Consider the following 26,025-nt stretch of genomic DNA (forward strand, 5'->3'; position numbering starts at 1 on the left):
CACGATCAGCCCGCTCCCACCCAAGACGGAGTCCGCAGCATGAACCGCCCATTTTTGCTCCTCGGCCTATTGGTCTGTGGTTCCTCAATAGCCCAGGCCCAGGACGAGTACTCCCCGGCCTACACAGCCTGCATGAAAACCGCCGAGTCCACCCTGGCCATGAACAACTGCAACGGCGCCGAGATCAAGCGCCAGGACAGCCGCCTCAACAGCGCCTACAAAAAGGCCATGGCCGCTTTCGAAGGCCCTCAGCAAACCCAGCTGCGTGAGGCCCAGCGGGCCTGGATCAAGTACCGCGACGCCAACTGCAACCTGTATTACAGCCTCACCGGCGGCACTATCGACCAGCTCAATGGCGCCGGGTGCATCCTCGGCAGCACCCGGGACCGGGCAGACGAACTGCAGGCATTGCTGCAGCCCTGAGATCAGCGCCGGGCGGCGCGCTCGCGCAGGTACTCGCGCACTTCGCGCTGATCGCCGGCAAACTCGATGCGCTGGGCCTTGCTGTCGCGCTGGTAGGCGTACATCGGGTCATAGTATTCGCTGAGCAGGCCGCTGATCCAGGCGCGGTGCAGCTCCACCGCGCCACTGCGCAGTTGTTCCTGTAGCGCTTGCTGGAGCAACGCCGACAGTCGCTGGTAGCGCTCGCCGCCCAGGCGTTTGAGGATATTGGCCATGCTCCGGGTCAGGCGTTCGGCAAACAGCCTGAAGCCGTTTTCATCACCGTGCAGGGCAACGAACTCGGCGCACAGGTTGATCACGTAATCGCCGAGAATCCGCTCGACGCGGTTGTCAAAGCTGTCTTCCAGCCACACCAGCGGGTAACCCTGCATGCCCTGGTACAGCTCTAGCGGCACCGTGCAGCTGCCGACGATGCGGCCCTCATCTTCCAGCACAAACTGCTCGATGCCCCGGGCGCGTTTCTTCAGCATATCGATGGCCAGGCCGTTCTCGAAGTCAATCTGCCCCGGCTGGCCGGTGGCGCGCTTGCCAAAGCTGGAACCGCGGTGGTTGGCGTGGCCTTCCAGGTCAATGGTGTTATCCAGCAGTTGTAGCACTTCGGTCTTGCCGGTACCGGTGAGGCCGCCGATCAGCACGAAGTCGCACTCCGCCACGGCCTGCCGGGTGGTCTCGATCAGGAACGTGCGCATTGCCTTGTAACCGCCGACCACTTTCGGATAGTCGATGCCGGCTTCAGCCTTGAGCCACTGCTGGACGATCTGCGAACGCAGGCCACCGCGAAAGCAGTAGAGGTAACCTTCTGGGTTGGCCCGGGCGAACGCGGCCCAGGCGGCAATGCGCTGGTCCTTGGTCTGGCCGCTGACCAGTTGATGGCCGAGGGCGATGGCGGCCTGCTGGCCCTGCTGCTTGTAGCAGGTGCCGACCTTTTGCCGCTCAAGGTCGTTCATCAGCGGCAGGTTGCTGACATTGGGGAAGGCGCCCTTGGTGAATTCGACCGGGGCGCGCAGGTCCATCATGGCTACATCGTTGAGAAACAGCTGGCGGTAGTCGGTGCAGTTGTCGCGCATCAAAGCACCTCAACCGCATGGCTCTGTCGCTCTACCAGTTCGCCGATCGGCGCCAGGTTCAGGCCCAGTTCGGCGGCGACGGCGAGAAACTCCGTTTCACCTTCCGGGGTCACCGCCACCAGCAGCCCGCCGCTGGTTTGTGGATCGCACAGCAGGTGCTTCTGCTCATCGCTCAGGGGCGCGATCTTGTCGCCGTAGCTGTCGAAGTTGCGCAGGGTTCCGCCGGGCACGCAGCCTTCGGCCAGGTAATGCTCGACGCTCGGCAGGCGGGGCACCGCGTTGTAGTTCAGGCGTGCGCTCAGGCCGCTGCCGTCGGCCAACTCCACCAGGTGGCCAAGCAGGCCGAAGCCGGTGACGTCGGTCATGGCCTTGACCGCGGCCAGCTTGCCGAAGCGGCTGCCGGGGGTGTTCAGGGTGCACATCCAGTCGCGGGCCAGGCCCTTGTCCTGATCGCGCAGCTTGGCCTTTTTCTCGGCGGTGGTGAGGATGCCGATACCCAAGGGTTTGGTCAGGTACAGACGGCAACCTGCCGTGGCGGTGTCGTTACGCTTCATGTGACGCTTTTGCACCACGCCGGTTACCGCCAGGCCAAAGATCGGCTCGGGGGCGTCGATGGAGTGGCCGCCAGCCAGGGGAATGCCGGCCTCGGCGCACACGGCACGGCCGCCGCGGATCACTTCACGGGCCACTTCCGGGGCCAGCACATTGACCGGCCAGCCGAGAATGGCGATGGCCATCAGCGGGTCGCCGCCCATGGCGTAGATATCGCTGATGGCGTTGGTGGCGGCAATGCGGCCGAAGTCATAGGGGTCATCGACGATCGGCATGAAGAAGTCGGTGGTCGAAACCACACCGCGTTCGTCATCGAGGGCGTAAACTGCCGCGTCATCGCGCGAAGCGTTGCCGACCCAGAGTTTCGGGTCCAGCGCCTGGGTACCGCTTTCGGCGAGAATCACCTCGAGCATCTTCGGAGAGATCTTGCAGCCACAGCCGGCACCGTGGCTGTACTGGGTCAGGCGAATCGTTTCGCTCATACGCACCTCGAAAAATCGTCAAGGCCCGAGTGTAGCAAAGCTGGCCTTTGCGCCGATGCCTCTTATAATTTCCGGGGTGGCCCGTACCGGCCCTTTCCCCGCTATTGAACCGGAGAATCCCCATGCTCAAACGTCCCCTGGCGCTGTTTGCCGGTCTGCTATTGTCCTGCACGTCTTACCTGGCCCAGGCGGCCGATACCCTGCGGGTCAGCGCGATCCCTGACGAAGCGCCCACCGAACTGCTGCGTAAGTTCAAGCCGTTGGGTGAGTATCTGGAGCAGAAGCTGGGGATGAAAGTCGAGTTCGTGCCGGTGGCAGACTACCCGGCGGTGGTCGAGTCGCTGGTCGCCAACAAGCTGGATATGGCCTGGCTGGGCGGTTTCACTTTCGTGCAGGTGCACCTCAAGGATCCGACAGCCACGCCTTTGGTACAGCGTGAACAGGACGCCAAGTTCACCAGCAAATTCATCACCGCCAACCCGGATGTGAAGAGCCTCGCCGATCTCAAGGGCAAGACCTTTGCCTTCGGTTCCATTTCGTCCACCTCGGGCAGCCTGATGCCGCGCTACTTCATGCTCAAGGATGGCATCAAGCCTGAAACCTACTTCAGCCGCGTCGCCTATTCCGGTGCCCACGATGCTACGGCGGCGTGGGTCCAGGCCGGCAAGGCCGACGGTGGGGTACTCAACGCCAGCGTCTGGGAAAAGCTGGTGGCCTCGGGCAAGGTCGATACCAATAAGGTGAAGGTGTTCGCCACCACCCCAAGCTACTTCGATTACAACTGGACCGTGCGCGGCAGCCTCGACCCGGCGCTGAAAGACAAGATCAAACAGGCGTTCCTCGACCTCGATCCGGCCAAGCCCGCCGACAAGGCCATCCTCGACCTGCAGGCCGCCAGCCGCTTTATCGAAACCAGCCCGGACAACTACAAGGGCATCGAAGAGGCCGCGCGCGCCGCCGAACTGCTGAAATGACCATCCGTTTGACCGGCGCCAGCCTGCGCCATGGCCAGGTCCAGGCCCTGCACGGCATCGACCTGCAGATTGGCGCCGGCGAGCGGGTGGCGATCATCGGCCCTTCGGGGGCGGGCAAGTCGAGCCTGTTGCAGTTGCTGGGCACTGCCCTGGCCCCCAGTACCGGCGCCGTCGAGCTGCTCGATGTGGCGCCCTGGCGCTTGTCGGCCGGGGCGCGTCAGCGCCTGCGCGCGCGCATCGGCCTGATCCATCAGGCGCCGCCGCTGCCACCGCGCCAGCGGGTGGTGACGGCGGTGCTGGCCGGGCGCCTGGGGCAGTGGAGCACCTTGCGCGGGCTGCTCAATCTGCTGCACCCGGCGGACGTTCCGGGTGTACGCGAAGTGCTGACGAGCCTGGGCATGGCCGAGAAGATTTTTGTCCAGTGCGGGCAACTGTCCGGTGGCCAGTTGCAGCGGGTCGGCATTGCCCGGGCACTGTATCAGCAACCACAGATTCTGCTGGCTGACGAGCCGGTTTCGGCCATGGACCCGGTGCTGGCCGAACACAGCCTGAAAACCCTCAACCAGCATGCCAATGAGCGCGGCGTGACCCTGATCGCCAGCCTGCATGCGGTAGAGCTGGCGCTGGCGCATTTCCCGCGGGTGATTGGTGTTCGAGAAGGGCGGATCGTCTTTGATCGCCCGGCGAGCGAGGTCTCCAGCGACATGCTCGATGGCTTGTATGCCAACGAACATCTGGTGTCGCCGCCGCTACCGCTGCCAGCGTTGAACCTGCAGATTCCCCGATGCTGAAGGTCGATAGCCGCGACCCGGCGGCACTGCCCAGGGTGCTGCTGGCGCTGCTGGCGATTGCCCTGTTGTGGCCGGGCATCCGCCTCAGCGAACTGAACCCCGGCGTATTGCTGCAGGCCGACAACCGCCGGGAGATGGCCACTTTCCTCAGCGCCTTCTGGCCGCCGGCCCATGAGCCTGACTTCCTTCGGCTGCTTTTGGATGCCACCTTGCAGACCCTGGCAGTGGCTACTGCCGGCATGACCCTGGCCTTGCTGCTGGCGATCCCGGCTAGCCTGCTGGCCAGCCGGGCGCTGTCGTTGCGCGCTGCCTCACGGGGCGGGCGCCTGGGCTTCTGGTCGCGCACCTTGCGTCTGCCGGTGCGCGCCTTTTTGATCTTCCTGCGTAGCGTGCCGGAGATCGTCTGGGCGCTGTTGTTCGTCCGCGCGGTCGGCCTGGGCCCGACCGCCGGGGTGCTGGCCATCGCCATTACCTACAGCGGCATGCTTGGCAAGGTCTACGCGGAGATCTTCGAATCGGTCGACCAGCGCCCGGCCCATGCCCTGTTGCAGGCCGGCAGCAGCCGCTTGAGCGCGTTTTTTTACGGCATCCTGCCCGCTGCGGCGGCGGAGCTGGTGTCCTACACGGTGTACCGCTGGGAATGCGCGATCCGTGCCTCGGTGGTGATGGGCTTTGTCGGCGCGGGCGGGTTGGGCCAGCAGATCGACCTGTCCATGCGCATGTTCGCAGGCGCCGAGGTAGCAAGCATGCTGCTGACGTTTCTGCTGCTGGTATGGCTGGCCGACCAGCTCAGTCGCCTGCTGCGCGGGAGGCTGGCATGAGAGCGTTGGTCAACACGGCGCTGGTGCTGGCGCTGTTGGCGGCGGTGGCAGCTTCGTTCGCTTATTTGAGTCTTGATCTGCAGGCGCTGTTTGGCGATGGCGGGTTAGGGCAGATGGGTGCATACGCGCTGCGATTCCTCAGCCCCGACCTGAGCCCCGATCACCTGCGGGCGGTTGGCAAAGGCGCACTGGAAACCCTGGCGATGTCAGGGCTGGGTACCTTGCTTGCGGTGGTGCTCGGCCTGTTGCTGGCCTTGCCGGCAGCCGGGCGTTTTGGCTGGCCGTTGCAAGGCGTAGCGCGCCTGCTGCTCAACGCATTGCGAGCGATTCCGGAGCTGGTGTGGGCGGCCTTGACCGTCCTGGCCGCGGGCCTTGGACCGAATGCCGGCACGCTGGCCTTGGCCTTGCATACCTCAGGCGTACTCGGCCGCCTGTTCGCCGAAGCGCTGGAAAACACCCCGCCAGAACCGGCTGCGGCCATTCGCCTGCAAGGCGGCAGCCAGGTCACGGCGTTCTGCTTCGGCACCTTGCCCAACCTCTGGCCGCAGTTGCTGGCCTACAGCCTGTACCGCTGGGAGAACAACATCCGCATGGCCAGCGTACTGGGTTTTGTTGGTGCCGGTGGCCTGGGGCAGATGCTCTACACCACCCTGAGCCTGTTCCAGGAAGCCCAGGCCAGCACGGTGATCATCGCCATGCTGGTGCTGGTGTTGCTGGTGGATGCCTTGAGTGACGTGCTCAGGCAGCGGTTTGTGCGGGCTTGATCAGTCCGCTGGCTTTGTTTACCGCGATGTGCCCGGATCAGAAGTCCCAGCGGGTGCTCAGCATGAAATTGCGTGGCTCACCATAAGCCGCCGAGTTATAGAAACCGACGTTGGTGTAGTAGTACTTGTCGAAAAGGTTGTTGATGTTGAGCGTTGCCGACAGGTGTTCGCTGAACTGGTAACGGGTCATCAGGTCCACCAGCCAGTAGGACTCCTGGGAGATGTCTTGGTAATGCCCGAGAGGGGCGTTGTAGATCGATTGCCAACCCACGCTTTGCCAGCGCGCGCCGGCGCCGACGGTCAGGTTTTCCAGGCGACCGTTGAGCTTGTAGCTGGTGTACAGGCTGACCTGGTCCTCCGGTTCAAAGGTCGAGATCTTTTGATCATTGTCATCGCGCACGATCTTGTGGGTGTAGCCGGCCTGCAACTGCCAGCCCGGGCTGAGCTCCCCGGAAATCTCCAGCTCATACCCTTTAGTCACCGCCTGGGTGCCTTTGAAGGCGTAGTTGGGTGGCGTGGGTTGCAGGTTGTTGTAGTCATCATCGGGCATGGAGCGGTTGTCTTCATGCACCTCGAAGTAGGCCAGGCTGCTGTTCAGGCGGCCTTCGAAAAAGTCCGCCTTCAGGCCCAACTCGTAGTTCTGCCCTTCGTCCGGTTCGAGCAGCTTGCTGTCGCGGTCTTTGTTCCAGCTTTCCTGGGGCATGAAAATGTCGGTGTAGCTGGCGTACACCGAATAGGTGTCGTTGAGGTCATAGACTGCGCCGACGTAAGGCACGAAGCGTCCCGACTCCTTGTAGGACGGGTTCAGGCCTGTCAGGTGATAGTTCACGACGCGACCGCCAAGAAAGACTTTCAGGTCATCGCTGAGGTTCAGCCGGGTGGTCATGTAGGCGCCGGTCTGGCGCACCACATCATCGCTACGTTGGGACACCGGGCCCCAGTCAGGCTCGGGGAAATTGCCGTTCCAATGATTGAAATCGACAATGTTGGGACCGCGATGGGTCACGTCCCAGTAGCCCTTGCCTTTCCAGTGCGAGGTGCCGATCGAACCACCCAGCACCAGCTCATGCTCGCGTCCCAGTAACGTGAAGGGCCCGCTGACATAGAGATCGGCCGAGTCGCTGGTGGTTTCGCCAGTGTACTTCTGCGCGTTGATGCTGGCGGTGCCATCGGGCTTGGGCTGGTCGAACTGAATCGAGCCAAGCGCGGCATGGTAGCCATTGATCTTGTGGTCCAGTTGCAGCTTGGTGACCCAGCCATCGCCCAGCTCATGTTCGAGGGTGGCGAACACGGTGCGGGTGTATTGCTCCCAGCCGCTCCAGTCGGTGCCGTTGTTGAACGAGCGCGAGACGCTGTTGTGACCACCCGCGGAGTTGATCAGCGGGAAGCTCCCCGACCAGCTCGAGCCTTTGGGGTTGCTGTCCTGATAATCGCCGCCCACGGTCAACATCGTGTCAGGTGACAGATCAAACTCGAGGATGCCGTAGTACACCGAGCTTTTACGCGAGTAGTGGTCCATGAACGAGTTCTTGTCCTGGTAGGCCGCCACCGCCCGGCCACGGACATTGCCGGTGTCGGTCAGGGGCCCGCTGAGGTCCAGTTCGCTGCGGTAGTTATCCCAGGAGCCCATCCCGGCGCTGGCGTGGCCCTGGAAATCAGCGGTGGGTTTTTTACGCACCAGATTGATGGTGGCGCCCAGGGACCCGGCACCGGTCAACAGTCCTGTGGCGCCTTTAAGTACCTCGACACGGTCATAGATGGCCATGTCGCTCAGGGTATTGCCCGCCGAATAGGCGACGTTGCGTACGGTGGAGGGAATGCCGTCGTACTGGAAGTTGTTGATGGAAAAACCACGGGCGTAATAGTTGGTACGGTCGCTGTCGAAGGCCGAGACGGTGATGCCGGGTGTATGGCGCATCACGTCATCAACGTTGTTGAGGCCGAAGTCATCCATGTGCTGGCGAGTGATGACGGTGATCGACTGCGGGGTTTGCCGGGGTGTCAGGACCAGGCGCGTTGCCGTGGCGATAGTGCCTGGGGTATAGGAGCCCGTACCTTCGGTAACCGTGCCTAGCTGGTTACTGATAATACTGGTGGCGCCCAGCTCCAGTGCCGAACCCGGGGCAGGGCGGCGCACGAGCATGACTGCATTCGCGCCGTTGGGCTCGAAGCCCAGCTGTGTGCCTGCCAGCAGTTGGGCCAGCGCTTGTTGGCTGGTCATCTGGCCACTGACGCCGGACGATTGCACACCTTGGGCCAGATCTGCCGAATAGGCGATCTGCAAGCCACTCTGCTCGCTCAATTGATCGAGGGCGTTGGCCAGTGGTTGTGCGGCAATGGCGAAATCGTGGGTGCTCAGCACCTGGTTGCCAATCGGTGTGTCGATGATCTCGGCGGCTATGGCGTTACTACAGGCCAGGTAGATGGCCAGTGCCAGGATGCTATGGGCGTGGGTTGGGTGGAGTGCTGGAAGGTGCATGCGAGCCCCGTTCTGAATAGGAATTATTTGCAAGCGCAAAAACCTTGACGGGTTGAAAGCTCGAAAGCCGTAAAACTTTTTTCACCGGTGTGATCGGCTGGTGTCGCTCAGCGAACCACAAGGGTTCCGCCGGGCAGGCGGGTGACCTGTGTGGCGGTAACTTTGCTCAGCGCCTGGACAATCGCCAGGGGCTCATCCAACTGGTAATTGCCGCTGACGCGCTGAGTGGCGGCAGTGCTGTTGAACAGCAGGATGGGCGCCGGGTAGTAGCGGCGCAACTCGCTGAGAACGTCGGCCAGCGGCGCATCCTGGAACGACAGGCGGCCATTGATCCAGGCCATCTGCCGTTCGCCGCCTTCCTGGTGCGCAGGTTGCAGGTGCCCGGCCTTGAGTTGTTGCCAGTTACCGGCCAGCAGCAGGTTGTTGTCACCGGCGTTGTTGGCGAAGCGTACCCGGCCTTCGCGTACGGCAACGGTGACTTGCTTGTCACGCTTGCTGACGCTGAAGCGAGTACCGACCACCGTTACCCTGGCTTCGCCGGTATCGATGATCAACGGGCGCGCAGCGTCGTGAAAGGCTTCGATGTAAAGGTCGCCACGCAGCAAGCGAATATGCCGGGATTGACCGTCAAACGTGGTGCTGATTGCGCTGTTGCTGCCCAGGACGATATGCGAACCGTCAGCCAGCTCCAGGTGTTCGACCTGGGCAATGGCGGTCAGGTGCTCGGCTTGCAAGCGCATCGGCACATCGGCCATCCAGCCGGCACCGAGCATCAGCAGTACGGCAGCGGCGGTGGCCAGGTATTGGCGCATTGGGCGTCGCCAGGAGCGCTGGACAGGCGCGGGTGGCAACCCCAGATCGACTTCCAGGCTTTGCAGAGCCTGCTCGAACGCGCGGTTGTTCCACAGTGCTTCTAGCTCGGCATAGGCTGCGTCATGTTCTGCATCGGCACCGCGCCACTGCTCGAAGCGCTGGCGGGTTGCCTGATCACTGGCGATCTGGGCACGGTGGGCGAACCAGTAGCTTGCCTGCTCTCTGGCCGATTCGCCGGGAATGAGGAGGGGGGATGCTTCAGTCATGGGCGGTCTGCATGTCGGTGGCTTTAATGCAGGCAGTGAGCGCATTGCGTAGGTCTTTTTCCACCGTGCTCAGAGAAACCTGCAGGCGCTGGGCAATCTCAGCTTGGGCAAGGCCATGCAGTTTATGCAATATCAGGATTTGTTGCTGGCGTTTGGGTAAGGTTGCGAGCACTTGCTGAAACTGTTGCAACTGTTGCTGGCCCTGGGCGTGACTGTCCGGGCCAGGCGCGCTGGTCGGCACTTCCACCACAAGGTTTTCATCCGCGTACGGGTCTTCGAAGCGACGCTTGCTTCGTTGACTGCGCAAGTGATCGAATGCCAGGTACTGGGCGGTTTGGTAGAGGAACGGGTGCAAATGCTCGATCGGTCGGGTGTTCAGTGCTTTAGCCACTTTCAGATAGGTTTCCTGCGCCAGGTCCTCGGCCAGGCTGGCGCAGCCGACGACTCGCGACAGCATGCGGATCAAGGCACTGCGCTGCCCGATAAAAAGCGTGCTGAGCTTTTGTTGATTCGTCTCCACGGCCACAGCCCCCGCCACCCTGATTTCGCCCCACGCGAGTCGCGCATACTAATAAGAGTGAGTCTCATTTCCAAGGGGTTTCACGAGCGGGCAGATCATGGCTGGCCCATTCCAGGTAGCGGATGATCCGTTCCTTGTAATGCAGGTGATCGCGTACCACTATCAATCCGAGCCACAGCACCAGTAGGACGGCGAAGGTCAGCAGGATGACCAGGTTGCCTTTGCCGAACGCCCACAGCTCGGTCAACTTGGCCTTTTCGGCGGCAATGGTGGCGAGGAAGGTCATGATCGCCACGAACATCGCGTTCTGGGTCAGGTTCAACGACTTGGGCGGGTTCTCGGAAATCTTCGCAAACGCTACGATCTCGGCCGCCTGGGCCGCACTGACAGCGTTCTGTTCAAGCATCTGCAGGAAATGTGCATAGCGCAGGTAGCTGTCGCGCTGCAGCAGCGGCTGGCTGGCGATGGCGTGGCGTTGATACAGGCTTTTGAACTGCTCGGCGACAAAGTACTCACGGGCCAGCAACAGCGCCCACATGCACAGGCTGGTACTGAACATCACCGTAACCGGTCCCAGCGGGTGCTGTTGCACGCTGAAGGACGCGCTGACCACCAGAATGATTGCCAGCACCACCAGCCAGGTCGGCAACAGGTGCGCTGCCAGCGGATTGTGGCGAATCGCGTGCCAATAGTTCGGGCGGCTGCGTTTGTAGAGCTGCAGCATTTCGCTCCATTGTTGAAACATCGTTACCTCGGGCGCAGGGTCTTACCTTGAGGATAACGGCCGCGCGGGCGAAATCCTCACTGGGTTTTACCTGTTGCGTGCTCGGCCTGCTGCAAACCCAGGCCCATGTCATCAACAATCGCCTTGCCATCTCGCCCAGAAGGTGCGCGGCCCAGGCCAGGGTGGGGTCTTCTTCGCTGGCACCTAGCGAGGCGTGCTCCAGTGCCTGTTCGCTGGGGATGCCCGGGTCGGCTGCGCCGCCCATCGCCGGCAAGTCCGGCTCCCACAAACGATCGGCATGCGCCGAGCCCTGTGGGAGCAGGCTTGCCAGCGATCGAGCGCAAAGCGCTCGTAATCAGTGGGCTACCTGAACGCAGGCCAGCGCCTGTTCAACCCGCCAGCGCGCCGTTTCCATCTCGTGCAGGGCAGTACGCACCAGCGCCTGCCCATGCCTATCGGGATGCAACAACACCGCTTGCTGGCCGACAGCCAGGGCACAGGCCAGATGCTCGCCGGCATGAACCAGGATGTCTTCAAGGCAATGAGGGGAATCGGTGGAGAGAAGCGGGGGATCGGGGACTATTTTCAGCATGGTCAGCTCCTGTATCGGTCGAGCCGCCACAAACCCGCTGTCAAACAGGAGGGTGGCAGCAGTACGTGGGTTGACAGACCGGTGATACAGGAACCGGCGCACACGAATGTGCCCCACGCACAGCTGCCATAGAGCAGTGCGACTGTATCAACAGCGGTCTGTCAAAACCGGTCGTTGATTTGGCAACGACCGGCCAAGACTAGGCAGCTAGCGATGCAGGCGCAACAGCTGAAGTGCTTGGGGATTATGCTTGGGAAATGGACTACACGAAACAGCGAAGCAGCGGTATCCAGCAACCTTTCTCTCGGTGTCATTGTTGCCATCTTCAGGCATCTGCATAACCCGGCCAAATTTCTGGCCAGGCGATGAGAGGTGTGGGTTGCTGGTTGCTTGCTTGTATCCAAAGGGATACATTGGTGTGAGCCTTGAAATACAGTGTTTTGCAAACGCCCAGATTCACCTCTTGGTTGATTTCCGTACGCGACATGCGTGCAAGGGTGGCAATCGCACGGCGAATAGAGCGTGTAACGGCGGGAAATCTGGGAGATGTGAAGTCCGTCGGTGGTCAGGTCTGCGAGATGCGCATCGATGTGGGGGCGGGTTATCGGGTGTATTTCACGGCTCGGGACGGTGTAGTCATTGTTTTGTTGGCAGGTGGTGATAAGTCATCGCAATCTGTTGATATCCAACTGGCCAGGAAGCTGGCCAAGGAAATTTGATATGAGTTTGTCACTTACTACGTTTGATATGGCCGCGTTGCTCGATAGCGATGAGACAATCAGCGAGTACCTTTCTCAAGTGCTGGCGGATGGTGATCATGACGAACTGATTCGCGCCCTCGGCTATATCGCCAAGGCTCGCGGCATGAGCCAGATCGCAACTGCCAGTGGATTGGGGCGCGAGAGCCTGTACAAGGCGTTGACCCCCGGTGCGAAGCCTCGTTTTGACACTGTACTGAAGGTCATCCGGGCGCTAGGGATTGATCTTCTGGCCCACCCTCATGCTTCGTCGAGACTCTGAGTCGCCCGCACTCGATTGCACGTCAATGGGTAGATTCGCCAACCAGCTCCCCACACTGCGCATCCCGTTGCATCGACTCCAAATTCCTTTCGATGGTCTCACAAATCGCATCCATCTGAATCTGATGCTCACTGATCCGGAACGGGCTCTGCAAACAGAACAGCGAAATAAACAGCCGCGGGAAATACACGTAAGGGTAGGGCAGGGGCGTGTTGGCGATGCGCTCCATGCCGCCCTGGCTGTTGGACAGGTCGACCAGGGTCGATTCCAGCCGCGCCAGGCGAATGCTGTCCAGGCGCCCGGCCTTGTATTCGCGGGTTAGCAGCGCCGCAGAGCCGGTGAGGATGTCGTTGGCGAAGTTGTTCGAGCGGCTGCGCCGGTCGAATTCTTCGGGCGGGATGAAGGCCATCAGTTCATCCGGGCACGGTTCGCCGCGAAGGTGTGCGGCCAGGCAGTTCACATAGGCGATATGGCGGCGCAGCAATGTCGTCTTGATCGGGTTGACGCCGTCATCCAAATCATCGATCAGCGTCAGCACCTAGCGGGCAAAGCTGCGTGAACTGTTGACCAGCCCGCCCCACAAGGTGCGCGCTTCCCACCAGCGGTTGTAGGCGCTGCTGTTGCGAAAGCTGACCAGCACCACCAGCGCACGGGATCGAACGCCGTCGCACGCTCAAGGTTCGTTGCAGCCCATCGATCGGCTACAGCGCCTGCTTCATCTGCACCAGTGCGACCCGCGTATTGCCGGGGCCCTCACGTTCGACGATGGCGAAGGGCTCAAAGCCCAGCTGTGGATAAAGCAGCAGCCCGGCGGTGTTGCTGTTGAAACATGACACCTGCACCTCGCGAGCCTCGAACTGACGGCGCGCCAGCTCGATCATGCTCTGCACCAGATAGCGCGCTACGCCATGGCCGCGCGCGGCGGGGGCCACCACCACATTGCCAAGGGCGCAAACGCCACCATGCTCTGCCTTGTAGAAGTTAGCGAAGGCCAGCACGGTCCCGTCGCCCTCGACCACGGTCGAGCCGCTGCGCTGGGCGATGGCCTCGCTCAGTTGCGCGGGTGTCAGCGGGTACCTGGCCTTGGGGAACATGTAGAACAGCTCGTCCGGGCCCTGGGGGAAGCAGCAAATGGCAGCGATGTCGTGGGGCTGGACGGGGCGGTGGGTCAATTGCATGGCGCGACTCGATCTGCAAATGAGGGGGGGACAGTGATCCTACACATTTTGACAAAGCCGGTAATGCAATCCCCACGCCGGACCAAGGGTCTCCTTGATAAGGTGCCCTTCGGCTGCATCGACCCACAAGGAGCAACACCATGAAAGCACTCTTGTTCACTGCCGCCCTGGCAACAGCGGGCGCCGCCCAGGCCCAGACTGTGGAACTGGCCCTGGTGGGCGCCGACGGCAGCGCCAAACCGGTCGGTACCATCACCCTCGAGCAGAACCAATACGGCACCCTGCTCACGCCTGACCTGCGCGACTTGCCGCCGGGCGTACACGGTTTTCACCTGCATGAACAGCCTTCCTGTGCACCGGCAACCGCCGATGGCAAGACCACACCGGCAGGTGCCGCGGGCGGGCACTGGGATCCGCAACAGAGTAAAAAACACCTGGGCCCATACGACGATGCCGGGCATAAAGGCGACTTGCCGGCCCTGTATGTCAGCGCCGACGGCACCGCCCGCTATCCGGTCCTGGCGCCACGCCTGAAGGCCGAGGAGTTCAAGGGCCATGCGCTGATGGTGCATGGCGGCGGTGATAATCACAGTGATCATCCGCAAGTGTTGGGTGGTGGTGGGGCGCGGATTGCGTGTGGGGTGGTGCAGTAAGGGGCTATCCACTGCGCAATGCGCTAGGCCTGCACGTGTTGCAATAACGGGCTTTCACTGAGGTGCATCATGATCTGCAAAATCGCCATGCGTCCGGTACACCCAGGGGAAGTCCTGCGCGAAGATTTTCAGAGTGAGATGGGTGTTAGCGTCGCCGCTTTGGCTCGCGCGTTGAGCGTGTCTGCCTATGCGATAAATGCAGTTCTTTCTCGGCGTCGCGGAGTTTCGGCAGAAATGGCATTGCGCCTGGCTACTTGCCTGAGCACAACACCAGAGTTCTGGCTCAACCTGCAGACAGCGTTTGACCTGCGCACTGCCGAGCTCAAGCACGGCGATGAAATCCACCGGCAGGTGCAGCGCCTGGTGGCTTGCGCCTGATCTGCCGGGCACAAAAAAACCGACCCTAGGGTCGGTTTCTTGTTGCGTTTGGTGCCGAGGGGGACTCGAAGAATAGGTTAAGCATTTGATTAATATCTATAAAAGCACATGTACACTTTTTAATATACGGAAAAGTGTAAATTTGAGTGATTTATATCAATGGAACTTGGTGGATGGAAGACTCCAGATTTCGCCTTTCTGATTTCCGACGAGATGCATGTTGTGTGAGTCATTGCTGTCAACAAAGCAATCGGGTTCGGTGGAGTCTGGCCTGCCGCTATAGGCAACTGTCGACCCAAACATGTCAGTCATGACAGGCAGAAAACGACCGAGGCTGTGTAAAAACGGTTTAGAGCAGGTTTGACAGTCAGAACCAGAACGAAAATCGCGTTCCTACACAAATTTCAGGTCCGCTGATACACCAATCATTGGCAGATTTTACGTAGCGACACAGACTTCAAGACAGTGTCTGCGTTTTTACACAGCCTGGACCCAAAGCTGACGGTAGTGACAGGCAGAAGTCGGCTAGGAGCAGTCACTCAGCGCGCTTACAAAAGGAAGGAGGATTCAGTTTCCCATTCAACTGACCTTGCTGCGATACCAGACGGCAGTAGGTTCGTTATCAGCTTGGGATTTTCGTATTTCGAACTGCCGTGATTCGTACAGGGCATGCCTCCAGCTTTTGCAACCGTAGCGCTTGGGCGTCTGCTCTGGATAGGTATCACCAATCCAGCAGATGGCTGCTTCCAGTCGAGTCCAGCCATCTTCGGCAAGTTTGTTTTCTGCTTCACGTAAACAGCGGCATATCCCATTGCCAGGCCAAAAGACTGAACTGTCCTCCCTGATACCGTCGACGAGCGCATCTTCAAATGCCTGGCTCTGCATAAGCGAAGCCAGTTTAGCTCGTGCCTCACTCATGTGTTTGGCCCAGGATTGCAGATTTAGGCAATGCCGATTGATGGTTTCGTAGCTTTCCTCCAGAAAACCAACCGCCGCCTGGCAGCCTGATTCAGACCAGAGATCGAAACGCTCAATAAAGTGGTGAACCACTTTATTGCGCAGGTCAACCAGCTCCTTGAGGTCGGCCTTCATTGCCTCATAGTTCTCGGCTGTCATTTCCAACTGGTATCGATACCTGAGCCAGATCTGGTCACCGAGATCGGCTTCCGTCTGTGACTCTTCTTCATTTGGGGGCGGCGGGGACAGAAAGCTTTCGGTCAACATCCCCATCAACGTGCCCATCGTCTTGTTCTGGGTACGTGCGACCTTCTGCTCACGGATGATAGGCAGCCGATCCGCAGGACTGCTCAGCTCACCATGCGCGACAATGGCTTTCAGCTGCCGTTCGTATTGTTGCAAGCGCAACAGACAGCGTCCGAGTTTGCGCTGCACTATATGTTGAACAGCAGGTACATCATCCGAGGGCATGGTAGTGACGTCCTCCATGATTAACGACTCAGGCATAAGTGGTAGGGCTGGAGCGATTCACTGCAATACTCTCGCCCTGCTAGGAGCACGAGCAACGCGTAAATCGGACGCTTTTCAAGCTCAGTGTAGGTTGAGTCAATCCGCTCGGACTTTTTCAACAGAATCGGTCGACAGCTGCCGCTGGCGAGTGACAGCTATGGGGCGAGGCTGTGTAAAAACATTTTAAGGCAGACGCGGCAATGAAAATCGGCGCGAAAAGCACGCACCTACGCAAAATCCAGGTCTGCTAACTAACCGGACGTTTGCAGATTCAACGTAGAAGCGAGGACTTCAAAACGGCGTCTGCGTTTTTACACAGCCTGGGTCGTTTTCAGCCTGTCGCGACAGGCGGCAATCCACAGCCAAAAGCGGTCAGTCAGCGTCTACGAAATAAGGGGCGACTTAGTGACGACGTGGTCTGGGTACTCTGCTGCCCTGATGTTTTGTACAGACCTTGGAAGTTTTCATAGTGGCAACCTAGGCTCTTTGGTAAGGGAAAAGAATTTCTAGACAGGGGTTGACCACGTATTTTAATGCTGTAGTATTCGCCTCCCGCTAACGAGCAGCTTGATGCTGGTTTTGGCTTAAGTAGTTGATTTTATTATTAAAATCAGAAGCTTTTAAGGGTGCTGCTTAATGGGGTTTGCTGTAGAGTGCACGCCTCGGTTGAGACGAAAGATCTTAACCAACCGCTCTTTAACAACTGAATCAAGCAATTCGTGTGGGTGCTTGTGGAGTCAGACTGCTAGTCAACAGATTATCAGCATCACAAGTTACTCCGCGAGAAATCAAAGATGTAACCAACGATTGCTGAGCCAAGTTTAGGGTTTTCTCAAAACCCAAAGATGTTTGAACTGAAGAGTTTGATCATGGCTCAGATTGAACGCTGGCGGCAGGCCTAACACATGCAAGTCGAGCGGATGACAGGAGCTTGCTCCTGAATTCAGCGGCGGACGGGTGAGTAATGCCTAGGAATCTGCCTGGTAGTGGGGGACAACGTTTCGAAAGGAACGCTAATACCGCATACGTCCTACGGGAGAAAGCAGGGGACCTTCGGGCCTTGCGCTATCAGATGAGCCTAGGTCGGATTAGCTAGTTGGTGAGGTAATGGCTCACCAAGGCGACGATCCGTAACTGGTCTGAGAGGATGATCAGTCACACTGGAACTGAGACACGGTCCAGACTCCTACGGGAGGCAGCAGTGGGGAATATTGGACAATGGGCGAAAGCCTGATCCAGCCATGCCGCGTGTGTGAAGAAGGTCTTCGGATTGTAAAGCACTTTAAGTTGGGAGGAAGAGCATTAACCTAATACGTTAGTGTTTTGACGTTACCGACAGAATAAGCACCGGCTAACTCTGTGCCAGCAGCCGCGGTAATACAGAGGGTGCAAGCGTTAATCGGAATTACTGGGCGTAAAGCGCGCGTAGGTGGTTTGTTAAGTTGGATGTGAAAGCCCCGGGCTCAACCTGGGAACTGCATTCAAAACTGACAAGCTAGAGTATGGTAGAGGGTGGTGGAATTTCCTGTGTAGCGGTGAAATGCGTAGATATAGGAAGGAACACCAGTGGCGAAGGCGACCACCTGGACTGATACTGACACTGAGGTGCGAAAGCGTGGGGAGCAAACAGGATTAGATACCCTGGTAGTCCACGCCGTAAACGATGTCAACTAGCCGTTGGGAGCCTTGAGCTCTTAGTGGCGCAGCTAACGCATTAAGTTGACCGCCTGGGGAGTACGGCCGCAAGGTTAAAACTCAAATGAATTGACGGGGGCCCGCACAAGCGGTGGAGCATGTGGTTTAATTCGAAGCAACGCGAAGAACCTTACCAGGCCTTGACATCCAATGAACTTTCCAGAGATGGATTGGTGCCTTCGGGAACATTGAGACAGGTGCTGCATGGCTGTCGTCAGCTCGTGTCGTGAGATGTTGGGTTAAGTCCCGTAACGAGCGCAACCCTTGTCCTTAGTTACCAGCACGTTATGGTGGGCACTCTAAGGAGACTGCCGGTGACAAACCGGAGGAAGGTGGGGATGACGTCAAGTCATCATGGCCCTTACGGCCTGGGCTACACACGTGCTACAATGGTCGGTACAGAGGGTTGCCAAGCCGCGAGGTGGAGCTAATCTCACAAAACCGATCGTAGTCCGGATCGCAGTCTGCAACTCGACTGCGTGAAGTCGGAATCGCTAGTAATCGCGAATCAGAATGTCGCGGTGAATACGTTCCCGGGCCTTGTACACACCGCCCGTCACACCATGGGAGTGGGTTGCACCAGAAGTAGCTAGTCTAACCTTCGGGAGGACGGTTACCACGGTGTGATTCATGACTGGGGTGAAGTCGTAACAAGGTAGCCGTAGGGGAACCTGCGGCTGGATCACCTCCTTAATCGACGACTCAGCTGCTCCATGAGTTCCCACACGAATTGCTTGATTCATTGTAGAAGACGAGAGGCCAGCCTTTAAGGTGGTCTGCTTCGTTAGAGTTTAGAAATGAATATTCCAGTGTGAATATTGATTTCTAGTCTTTGACTAGTTCGTTCTTTAAAAATTTGGGTATGTGATAGAAAGATAGACTGAACGTTACTTTCACTGGTAACGGATCAGGCTAAGGTAAAATTTGTGAGTTGCTCTTAGGAGCTCAATCGAATTTTCGGCGAATGTCGTCTTCATAGTATAACCAGATTGCTTGGGGTTATATGGTCAAGTGAAGAAGCGCATACGGTGGATGCCTTGGCAGTCAGAGGCGATGAAAGACGTGGTAGCCTGCGAAAAGCTTCGGGGAGTCGGCAAACAGACTTTGATCCGGAGATGTCTGAATGGGGGAACCCAGCCATCATAAGATGGTTATCTTGTACTGAATACATAGGTGCAAGAGGCGAACCAGGGGAACTGAAACATCTAAGTACCCTGAGGAAAAGAAATCAACCGAGATTCCCTTAGTAGTGGCGAGCGAACGGGGACTAGCCCTTAAGTGGCTTTGAGATTAGCGGAACGCTCTGGAAAGTGCGGCCATAGTGGGTGATAGCCCTGTACGCGAAAATCTCTTAGTCATGAAATCGAGTAGGACGGAGCACGAGAAACTTTGTCTGAATATGGGGGGACCATCCTCCAAGGCTAAATACTACTGACTGACCGATAGTGAACCAGTACCGTGAGGGAAAGGCGAAAAGAACCCCGGAGAGGGGAGTGAAATAGAACCTGAAACCGTATGCGTACAAGCAGTGGGAGCCTACTTGTTAGGTGACTGCGTACCTTTTGTATAATGGGTCAGCGACTTATATTCAGTGGCGAGCTTAACCGAATAGGGGAGGCGTAGCGAAAGCGAGTCTTAATAGGGCGTTTAGTCGCTGGGTATAGACCCGAAACCGGGCGATCTATCCATGGGCAGGTTGAAGGTTAGGTAACACTGACTGGAGGACCGAACCGACTACCGTTGAAAAGTTAGCGGATGACCTGTGGATCGGAGTGAAAGGCTAATCAAGCTCGGAGATAGCTGGTTCTCCTCGAAAGCTATTTAGGTAGCGCCTCATGTATCACTGTAGGGGGTAGAGCACTGTTTCGGCTAGGGGGTCATCCCGACTTACCAAACCGATGCAAACTCCGAATACCTACAAGTGCCGAGCATGGGAGACACACGGCGGGTGCTAACGTCCGTCGTGAAAAGGGAAACAACCCAGACCGTCAGCTAAGGTCCCAAAGTTATGGTTAAGTGGGAAACGATGTGGGAAGGCTTAGACAGCTAGGAGGTTGGCTTAGAAGCAGCCACCCTTTAAAGAAAGCGTAATAGCTCACTAGTCGAGTCGGCCTGCGCGGAAGATGTAACGGGGCTCAAACCATACACCGAAGCTACGGGTATCACTTAGGTGATGCGGTAGAGGAGCGTTCTGTAAGCCTGTGAAGGTGAGTTGAGAAGCTTGCTGGAGGTATCAGAAGTGCGAATGCTGACATGAGTAACGACAATGGGAGTGAAAAACTCCCACGCCGAAAGACCAAGGTTTCCTGCGCAACGTTAATCGACGCAGGGTTAGTCGGTCCCTAAGGCGAGGCTGAAAAGCGTAGTCGATGGAAAACAGGTTAATATTCCTGTACTTCTAGTTATTGCGATGGAGGGACGGAGAAGGCTAGGCCAGCTTGGCGTTGGTTGTCCAAGTTTAAGGTGGTAGGCTGAGATCTTAGGTAAATCCGGGATCTTAAGGCCGAGAGCTGATGACGAGTTGCCTTTAGGCGACGAAGTGGTTGATGCCATGCTTCCAAGAAAAGCTTCTAAGCTTCAGATAACTAGGAACCGTACCCCAAACCGACACAGGTGGTTGGGTAGAGAATACCAAGGCGCTTGAGAGAACTCGGGTGAAGGAACTAGGCAAAATGGCACCGTAACTTCGGGAGAAGGTGCGCCGGTGAGGGTGAAGGACTTGCTCCGTAAGCCCATGCCGGTCGAAGATACCAGGCCGCTGCGACTGTTTATTAAAAACACAGCACTCTGCAAACACGAAAGTGGACGTATAGGGTGTGACGCCTGCCCGGTGCCGGAAGGTTAATTGATGGGGTTAGCTAACGCGAAGCTCTTGATCGAAGCCCCGGTAAACGGCGGCCGTAACTATAACGGTCCTAAGGTAGCGAAATTCCTTGTCGGGTAAGTTCCGACCTGCACGAATGGCGTAACGATGGCGGCGCTGTCTCCACCCGAGACTCAGTGAAATTGAAATCGCTGTGAAGATGCAGTGTATCCGCGGCTAGACGGAAAGACCCCGTGAACCTTTACTATAGCTTTGCACTGGACTTTGAATTTGCTTGTGTAGGATAGGTGGGAGGCTTTGAAGCGTGGACGCCAGTTCGCGTGGAGCCATCCTTGAAATACCACCCTGGCAACTTTGAGGTTCTAACTCAGGTCCGTTATCCGGATCGAGGACAGTGTATGGTGGGTAGTTTGACTGGGGCGGTCTCCTCCTAAAGAGTAACGGAGGAGTACGAAGGTGCGCTCAGACCGGTCGGAAATCGGTCGTAGAGTATAAAGGCAAAAGCGCGCTTGACTGCGAGACAGACACGTCGAGCAGGTACGAAAGTAGGTCTTAGTGATCCGGTGGTTCTGTATGGAAGGGCCATCGCTCAACGGATAAAAGGTACTCCGGGGATAACAGGCTGATACCGCCCAAGAGTTCATATCGACGGCGGTGTTTGGCACCTCGATGTCGGCTCATCACATCCTGGGGCTGAAGCCGGTCCCAAGGGTATGGCTGTTCGCCATTTAAAGTGGTACGCGAGCTGGGTTTAGAACGTCGTGAGACAGTTCGGTCCCTATCTGCCGTGGACGTTTGAGATTTGAGAGGGGCTGCTCCTAGTACGAGAGGACCGGAGTGGACGAACCTCTGGTGTTCCGGTTGTCACGCCAGTGGCATTGCCGGGTAGCTATGTTCGGAAAAGATAACCGCTGAAAGCATCTAAGCGGGAAACTTGCCTCAAGATGAGATCTCACTGGAGCCTTGAGCTCCCTGAAGGGCCGTCGAAGACTACGACGTTGATAGGTTGGGTGTGTAAGCGCTGTGAGGCGTTGAGCTAACCAATACTAATTGCCCGTGAGGCTTGACCATATAACACCCAAGCAATTTGACTACTCGAAAGAGCATCAGATTGCGGTGTGTGAAGACGAAACGAACCGAAAGTTCGAAGGCTTACTCACAAAAGCAACACACAAATCTATTACATACCCAATTTGCTGAAGCGAGGCCAACCGGTCACGACTCAGTACCCGAATTTCTTGACGACCATAGAGCGTTGGAACCACCTGATCCCATCCCGAACTCAGCAGTGAAACGATGCATCGCCGATGGTAGTGTGGGGTTTCCCCATGTGAGAGTAGGTCATCGTCAAGATTAAATTCCGAAACCCCAATTGCGAAAGCAGTTGGGGTTTTGTTTGTCCTCGAAAAAGCATCCTGAGACTGGTGCGGAGGTTGACCGTCAACCACGTTAGAGTAGGTCCATGGTGACCATGGAATCAGCCATACGGTAGCCCATCGCTTTGTAACCCGCCTGGCGCTTATCCCACATCCTCAGCAGTGCGACATTACCCCCGTCAACGAAGTCGATCACTCGCACGTCGACCTTATCGGCATGCGATCGATGCAACCGTCCCGCATATTGCTGAAGGATTCCCTTCCATGAGATGGGCATTGCCAGCACCAGCGTGTCCAACGGCGGATGATCGAAGCCTTCACCTACTAGTTTTCCTGTTGCCAACAGCACTCGTGGAGCATCAGGGGGAAGGGACTCAAGCTCATGCATACGGGAAATGCGCTGTTTCTTAGGCACTCGCCCATGAAGCGTGAACAGGTTATGCACGCGCTGCTTCAATTCTAATTCAAGGGCATCCACATGTTCCGTCCGCTCCGTTAGCACTAGAATTTTTCTACCCTCGTTGTACGCCAGCTCAATCTCCGACACGATTTTGGCTGTCCGCTCAGAGTCGTCGGCTAGACGCCGAAAAATGTCCTGAATCCCAAAGCCGTCGGGGACCGCTATTGGTTTGGGCAGCAATCGAGGCACGACAGATAGGTCATGGGGCGCACTCGCTGGTCGAGGCGCAGAATGTCGGATCGGTCCGCACTGCATGAAAATAATGGGCTGCTGCCCATCTCGGCGCACTGGGGTTGCTGTGAGTCCCAGTACGTACCGCGCGGTCGCGCTCCTCAGTAGTGCCTCGAATGACACTGCTGATAGGTGATGACACTCATCAACGATGATCTGGCCGTAGTTTTTTGCCTGATCGCTGATCTCGCCTTTTCGCGATAACGACTGCATTACGGCAATGTCGATGATGCCTGTAAGCTTCGCTTTTCCGCCCCCAAGAGTACCAACGACACCATTCCCGACTCCCAAGAACGCCTGCAAGCGCTCTTGCCACTGCCTTAACAGCTCCGTCCGATGCACAAGCACCAACGTGTTAATGCCACGTGCGGCAATCAACGCAGCAGCACTCACCGTTTTACCGAAAGCTGTCGGTGCGCAGAGGATACCGGTGTCATGACTTAGCATTGCGCTGACAGCAGCCTCTTGGTCAGAACGCAGGGTCCCGAGAAAGCTCACGTCGATGGGGTCGCCCGCGAAGCGTTCGTCTTTAAGAATAGGGGTAACCCCGTTTTCCTCTAAAAGCTCCAGCGCAGCATCCAAACAGCCACGTGGTAACGCAATATGTTTGGGGAAGTTCTGGGCACAGCCGATAATCCTTGGCTTGTTCCATACTGACATGCGCATGGCCTGAGCTTTGTAGAACTCGGGATTTTGAAAGGCAGCGAGCCGGACAAGCTGGTTTGCCAATGGCTGTGGCAATTCCGACTTTTCAAAGTAAATTAAGTTAGCCAGCGTGATGTTGACAGCAGCAGGCAACGGGCATGTCAATTTACGTGATCTCGATTCACGATCTTTCCAGGGTTCTGCATCACCTTCGTCATCGACATAGGCGACCCCTAGAGGGTCCCGATTACCCATCGCCTGGATAATAACGGGCTGGATATCTTCTGGACTCATGCGCTGAATCGATGCCAGGAAGGCCCATTGATCAGGATGAGGCTCAAGCGAGTCGTCTACAAAAACGCTATTGTTTTGGGCCCTGGCGCGCTTTTGTAAAGGGAGCGCGATGAGATTTCCAAAGCCGCCTTTGGGCATATAGTCCTGGTTTGGAAACAGTCGATCATAGGAGCTGAGCGCCAACTGCCGGGTGCGCTCACAGGCATGACTGATGATTGCGGCACCGAGGCGGCGCGCATCGCAGGCAGGAACATTACGCTCAAAGAAAATCCAGCCATGAGCCCCTTGGCCTGAACGCGATATTTCCAGCGCCACCGGGACGTTCAGCTCATGGCATGACTGCACAAAAGCTTTGGAATCATCACGCCATTCGGCCTCATCGAAGTCGACCGCCAAAAAATAACAAGTGTCATCAGAGAGTAGGGGGTAGATACCAGCGACCACTTCGCCCGCCAGATGGCGATAGACCACCTCATCGGTCAGCGGAAGCAGCTGGCGGTTACCGCAGTCGCCACATTTAATTCGGGGCTTCTCACAAACGCCAGGCCTCCATTCGTTTGCGCAAGCGGGTGCGTATCCTGATTTGCCTGCCTTGCTTTCCCAGCGGATGGGATAAACGTCCGTCCTGCCACGAAACAAGCTTCGGAATAGGGCAAGCTTTCCTTCAGTATCGAGTTGCTGTGATTGCTCTGCTTGGACAATCGCTATTTTGACTGGCTCAGCAGGCGGGCGCCATTCGATGCCATGAGCATCCAGCAAGGCAACCAATCTTGCATTCTCAGCCCTTAGCTTCGCCACCAGACTAGTGTCTATCACCGCCTTCAGCCTCTACGTCTCAGGTGAAGCCTGTAGCCTCGAGCTACAACCCTCAGTCCATCAGTAAAACATAGAGGTTATCAAACAACAGAGGTTCGGTTCAGGAGCTCAAGGGGTCCGCCCTAGTCCCAATCAAATCGTTGGCTGGCTCAATCTGCCAGTGAGGGATACAGAGCGCGCAGTTGCTGGCATTCGGCTAGCGTGGAAAGTTCCAGGATTTTCCTAGGCGCAGAGTGATCAGGTTTGTAGTCAGCAGGTAGTAGTAGCGCGTCGATTTCGAGTTTGAGTTCATGTGGTCGTTCAAAAACCAAACGAGATGTTTTCTTTGCCATGTCCATGGATTATCTCGGTTCCAGCGTTCAGAAATGGCTGCTTGAATAGTCTTGGCCTGGCGGATGTGACATTCGCGTGTGGCATGTGCTCCAGTCAGCACCCCAGCCAAGAAGATCTCCATATCGAATGGTTTATTCATACCCGACCACCGATATACGCCGATACCACGTCGATTCGACCATGTCCCAGCTCATAGCTGATTTGTAAGCGTGCCTCTCGATCAAGGCGTGGATCGAGGCGCCTGCACCTGCCCCCGTTAATGGGTGCTAGGTGATGGGTGATCTGCTCATAGCGTTCGCACGCATAAGCCGCACGCAGTTCGTGGAAGCCTTTGAGGTCGTGCGTATGGAGGATATCTCGGGCGGGGCGGACGATTTCCCGTTGGAAATCGAGGTAGCTCTCGTTCGGTGCCAGCAGGTTGCGGCTACCGTCGGGTGAGACCTGTTCGGCGTACCTGAGCGCTTCGCGAATATGGTCATCCACGGTGATCCAACGAGGCGCGGTTGCGCCGCCGCGGCCACCTTTGTTGCCGTCCTGGATGTTGATTTTGTCGTAGTGTTCGGCTTCACGTTTTAGGCGGGGAAGGTCGGCCAAAATGGCCTCGCGCAAGCGCATGCCAGTGGCTCGCGCCAACTGCACGATGGCCGCGGCGCGCGGCTGCTGGTGTTCGCAAAGCACGTCGACGATCCGTTTCACGTGTTCGCGATCTTGGCCTTGCGGCACTGAGCAACGAACGCTGGTGCGCTGCATTCCTAGTGCCTTGCTCGGGCTCGGTACTTTCACATTCAGATCACCGCGAAGCGCGGCCATGGTTCGGTTCACGCTGGACAATCGGTTTTGCGCGGTGGCGATGGCGAGCTCACCTTGTTCAACTTGCTGCCGCAGATATCTGGCGTAATCGAGCAAAGTCCGCCGAGCAATCTGCCGAGCATCGTTAAACCCTGGCCCATCCTCCGACCGACACCAGCGCACAAACGCCTGCCAGCGATCACTGTACGCTTTGACCGTCCCGTAATGCCCGCCGCCAAACAGATCACGTAGCGCCTGTGGCCCGGCATAACTCAGTTGCCGTCCATAGCCAAAGTTCCGCGCGTCCCGTCTACCGACCAATGCCATGATCAAACTCCTCTCGAAGCCAAACCATTAAAACCTTCCCCACGTCATCCCGCCATGAATGCTGAGTGTTATCAGGGATCAAGGCCCCTGCGACCTGTGAGGGTTGTCCACTAACGCGGGACTGGCGACACCTTACGACCGGGAGCTTGGGCATCTCATGATCTGGCCTCCTGAACACTTCCGAGGAAGTGGGCGGGTGGAGGCTGCGCTGGCTGACGAGACCGGCGCCGCG

Annotated in this window: 21 protein-coding genes, 3 rRNA genes and 1 pseudogene; 12 read left to right on the top strand and 13 right to left on the bottom strand. The window is 57.7% G+C overall.

What is annotated here, in order from left to right; genetic code table 11:
- The first annotated feature begins 39 nt into the window (after positions 1 to 39).
- Positions 40 to 423: a lysozyme inhibitor LprI family protein gene (locus tag BV82_RS04965; RefSeq protein WP_036993890.1), complete on the top strand. Its 384-nt coding sequence runs from the start codon at positions 40 to 42 to the stop codon at positions 421 to 423.
- Positions 424 to 425: 2 nt separating this feature from the next.
- Here the strand turns inward: BV82_RS04965 and mnmH are convergent, their stop codons facing one another.
- Together mnmH and selD are read right to left on the bottom strand one after the other, a co-directional pair.
- Complete coding sequence (gene mnmH, locus BV82_RS04970; protein ID WP_036993892.1) at positions 426 to 1,529, bottom strand: tRNA 2-selenouridine(34) synthase MnmH; 1,104 nt, start codon at positions 1,527 to 1,529, stop codon at positions 426 to 428.
- Positions 1,529 to 2,563, bottom strand: a complete 1,035-nt coding sequence (selD, locus tag BV82_RS04975) for a selenide, water dikinase SelD (protein ID WP_010223499.1) — start codon at positions 2,561 to 2,563, stop codon at positions 1,529 to 1,531. Before selD ends, mnmH begins: the two co-directional genes overlap by 1 nt.
- Positions 2,564 to 2,685: 122 nt before the next feature.
- Here selD and BV82_RS04980 point away from each other — a divergent pair, with 122 nt between their 5' ends.
- The 4 genes from BV82_RS04980 to phnE are packed head-to-tail and all read left to right on the top strand — an operon-like array spanning position 2,686 to position 5,913.
- On the top strand, positions 2,686 to 3,537 hold the full coding sequence (locus BV82_RS04980) for a putative selenate ABC transporter substrate-binding protein (protein ID WP_010223498.1): 852 nt from the start codon (positions 2,686 to 2,688) through the stop codon (positions 3,535 to 3,537).
- Positions 3,534 to 4,328 carry a phosphonate ABC transporter ATP-binding protein gene (locus BV82_RS04985; protein ID WP_010223497.1) on the top strand — a complete coding sequence of 265 codons (795 nt, stop codon included), beginning with the start codon at positions 3,534 to 3,536 and terminating at the stop codon, positions 4,326 to 4,328. The genes BV82_RS04980 and BV82_RS04985 overlap by 4 nt, the downstream gene beginning before the upstream one ends.
- Positions 4,322 to 5,149 (top strand): PhnE/PtxC family ABC transporter permease, encoded by an 828-nt coding sequence (locus BV82_RS04990; protein WP_036993893.1) that lies wholly within the window; start codon positions 4,322 to 4,324, stop codon positions 5,147 to 5,149. The genes BV82_RS04985 and BV82_RS04990 overlap by 7 nt, the downstream gene beginning before the upstream one ends.
- The gene (gene phnE, locus BV82_RS04995; protein ID WP_010223495.1) at positions 5,146 to 5,913 is read left to right on the top strand and encodes a phosphonate ABC transporter, permease protein PhnE; all 768 of its coding nucleotides are present in this window, start codon (positions 5,146 to 5,148) and stop codon (positions 5,911 to 5,913) included. The genes BV82_RS04990 and phnE overlap by 4 nt, the downstream gene beginning before the upstream one ends.
- Before the next feature lie 37 nt (positions 5,914 to 5,950).
- Here the strand turns inward: phnE and BV82_RS05000 are convergent, their stop codons facing one another.
- From BV82_RS05000 to BV82_RS05020, 5 genes are all read right to left on the bottom strand, one after another.
- Positions 5,951 to 8,392, bottom strand: coding sequence for a TonB-dependent siderophore receptor (locus BV82_RS05000; protein WP_010223494.1), 2,442 nt, complete (start codon positions 8,390 to 8,392; stop codon positions 5,951 to 5,953).
- 107 nt (positions 8,393 to 8,499) lie between these two features.
- Positions 8,500 to 9,471 (bottom strand): FecR family protein, encoded by a 972-nt coding sequence (locus BV82_RS05005; RefSeq protein ID WP_036993895.1) that lies wholly within the window; start codon positions 9,469 to 9,471, stop codon positions 8,500 to 8,502.
- Positions 9,464 to 9,991, bottom strand: coding sequence for an RNA polymerase sigma factor (locus BV82_RS05010; protein WP_026001351.1), 528 nt, complete (start codon positions 9,989 to 9,991; stop codon positions 9,464 to 9,466). The genes BV82_RS05005 and BV82_RS05010 overlap by 8 nt, the downstream gene beginning before the upstream one ends.
- A gap of 64 nt (positions 9,992 to 10,055) precedes the next feature.
- Complete coding sequence (locus BV82_RS05015; protein WP_145959264.1) at positions 10,056 to 10,736, bottom strand: hypothetical protein; 681 nt, start codon at positions 10,734 to 10,736, stop codon at positions 10,056 to 10,058.
- A gap of 334 nt (positions 10,737 to 11,070) precedes the next feature.
- Positions 11,071 to 11,307: a hypothetical protein gene (locus tag BV82_RS05020; RefSeq protein ID WP_081492801.1), complete on the bottom strand. Its 237-nt coding sequence runs from the start codon at positions 11,305 to 11,307 to the stop codon at positions 11,071 to 11,073.
- A gap of 425 nt (positions 11,308 to 11,732) precedes the next feature.
- On the opposite strand from BV82_RS05020, the gene BV82_RS05025 reads away from it, so the two are divergent.
- Positions 11,733 to 12,026, top strand: a complete 294-nt coding sequence (locus BV82_RS05025) for a type II toxin-antitoxin system RelE/ParE family toxin (RefSeq protein ID WP_036993896.1) — start codon at positions 11,733 to 11,735, stop codon at positions 12,024 to 12,026.
- 1 nt (position 12,027) lies between these two features.
- Positions 12,028 to 12,327, top strand: a complete 300-nt coding sequence (locus BV82_RS05030; protein WP_010223489.1) for an addiction module antidote protein — start codon at positions 12,028 to 12,030, stop codon at positions 12,325 to 12,327.
- A gap of 22 nt (positions 12,328 to 12,349) precedes the next feature.
- Here the strand turns inward: BV82_RS05030 and BV82_RS05035 are convergent.
- Together BV82_RS05035 and BV82_RS05040 are read right to left on the bottom strand one after the other, a co-directional pair.
- A pseudogene (locus BV82_RS05035) lies at positions 12,350 to 12,976 on the bottom strand (bestrophin family protein); the annotation flags it as partial.
- Between the two features lie 52 nt (positions 12,977 to 13,028).
- Complete coding sequence (locus BV82_RS05040; protein WP_036993897.1) at positions 13,029 to 13,505, bottom strand: GNAT family N-acetyltransferase; 477 nt, start codon at positions 13,503 to 13,505, stop codon at positions 13,029 to 13,031.
- Between the two features lie 140 nt (positions 13,506 to 13,645).
- Between BV82_RS05040 and sodC the strand changes: the two genes are divergently transcribed.
- Positions 13,646 to 14,158: a superoxide dismutase family protein gene (gene sodC, locus BV82_RS05045; RefSeq protein WP_036993898.1), complete on the top strand. Its 513-nt coding sequence runs from the start codon at positions 13,646 to 13,648 to the stop codon at positions 14,156 to 14,158.
- 72 nt (positions 14,159 to 14,230) lie between these two features.
- Positions 14,231 to 14,536 (top strand): HigA family addiction module antitoxin, encoded by a 306-nt coding sequence (locus tag BV82_RS05050; protein WP_036993904.1) that lies wholly within the window; start codon positions 14,231 to 14,233, stop codon positions 14,534 to 14,536.
- 579 nt (positions 14,537 to 15,115) lie between these two features.
- On the opposite strand, the gene BV82_RS05055 is transcribed toward BV82_RS05050, so the two are convergent.
- Positions 15,116 to 15,982: an OST-HTH/LOTUS domain-containing protein gene (locus tag BV82_RS05055; protein WP_036993899.1), complete on the bottom strand. Its 867-nt coding sequence runs from the start codon at positions 15,980 to 15,982 to the stop codon at positions 15,116 to 15,118.
- 872 nt (positions 15,983 to 16,854) lie between these two features.
- Between BV82_RS05055 and BV82_RS05060 the strand changes: the two genes are divergently transcribed.
- The 3 genes from BV82_RS05060 to rrf all read left to right on the top strand — a co-directional run bounded on the left by BV82_RS05060 (position 16,855) and on the right by rrf (position 21,875).
- Positions 16,855 to 18,391, top strand: a 16S ribosomal RNA gene (locus BV82_RS05060).
- Between the two features lie 312 nt (positions 18,392 to 18,703).
- A 23S ribosomal RNA gene (locus BV82_RS05065) occupies positions 18,704 to 21,593 on the top strand.
- A gap of 166 nt (positions 21,594 to 21,759) precedes the next feature.
- Positions 21,760 to 21,875: ribosomal RNA gene (gene rrf / locus BV82_RS05070) — 5S ribosomal RNA — on the top strand.
- Together the 16S, 23S and 5S rRNA genes form the textbook arrangement of a ribosomal RNA operon.
- Positions 21,876 to 21,971: 96 nt before the next feature.
- On the opposite strand, the gene BV82_RS05075 is transcribed toward rrf, so the two are convergent.
- The 3 genes from BV82_RS05075 to BV82_RS05085 all read right to left on the bottom strand — a co-directional run bounded on the left by BV82_RS05075 (position 21,972) and on the right by BV82_RS05085 (position 25,793).
- On the bottom strand, positions 21,972 to 24,344 hold the full coding sequence (locus BV82_RS05075) for a TOTE conflict system archaeo-eukaryotic primase domain-containing protein (RefSeq protein WP_036993909.1): 2,373 nt from the start codon (positions 24,342 to 24,344) through the stop codon (positions 21,972 to 21,974).
- A 196-nt stretch (positions 24,345 to 24,540) separates the two neighbouring features.
- The gene (locus BV82_RS05080; protein WP_081839611.1) at positions 24,541 to 24,816 is read right to left on the bottom strand and encodes a hypothetical protein; all 276 of its coding nucleotides are present in this window, start codon (positions 24,814 to 24,816) and stop codon (positions 24,541 to 24,543) included.
- Positions 24,813 to 25,793 (bottom strand): integrase domain-containing protein, encoded by a 981-nt coding sequence (locus BV82_RS05085; RefSeq protein ID WP_036993912.1) that lies wholly within the window; start codon positions 25,791 to 25,793, stop codon positions 24,813 to 24,815. Before BV82_RS05085 ends, BV82_RS05080 begins: the two co-directional genes overlap by 4 nt.
- Positions 25,794 to 26,025 lie beyond the last annotated feature (232 nt).

Origin of the sequence: Pseudomonas donghuensis, assembly GCF_000696345.2 — a bacterium.
Lineage (GTDB): Bacteria > Pseudomonadota > Gammaproteobacteria > Pseudomonadales > Pseudomonadaceae > Aquipseudomonas > Aquipseudomonas donghuensis.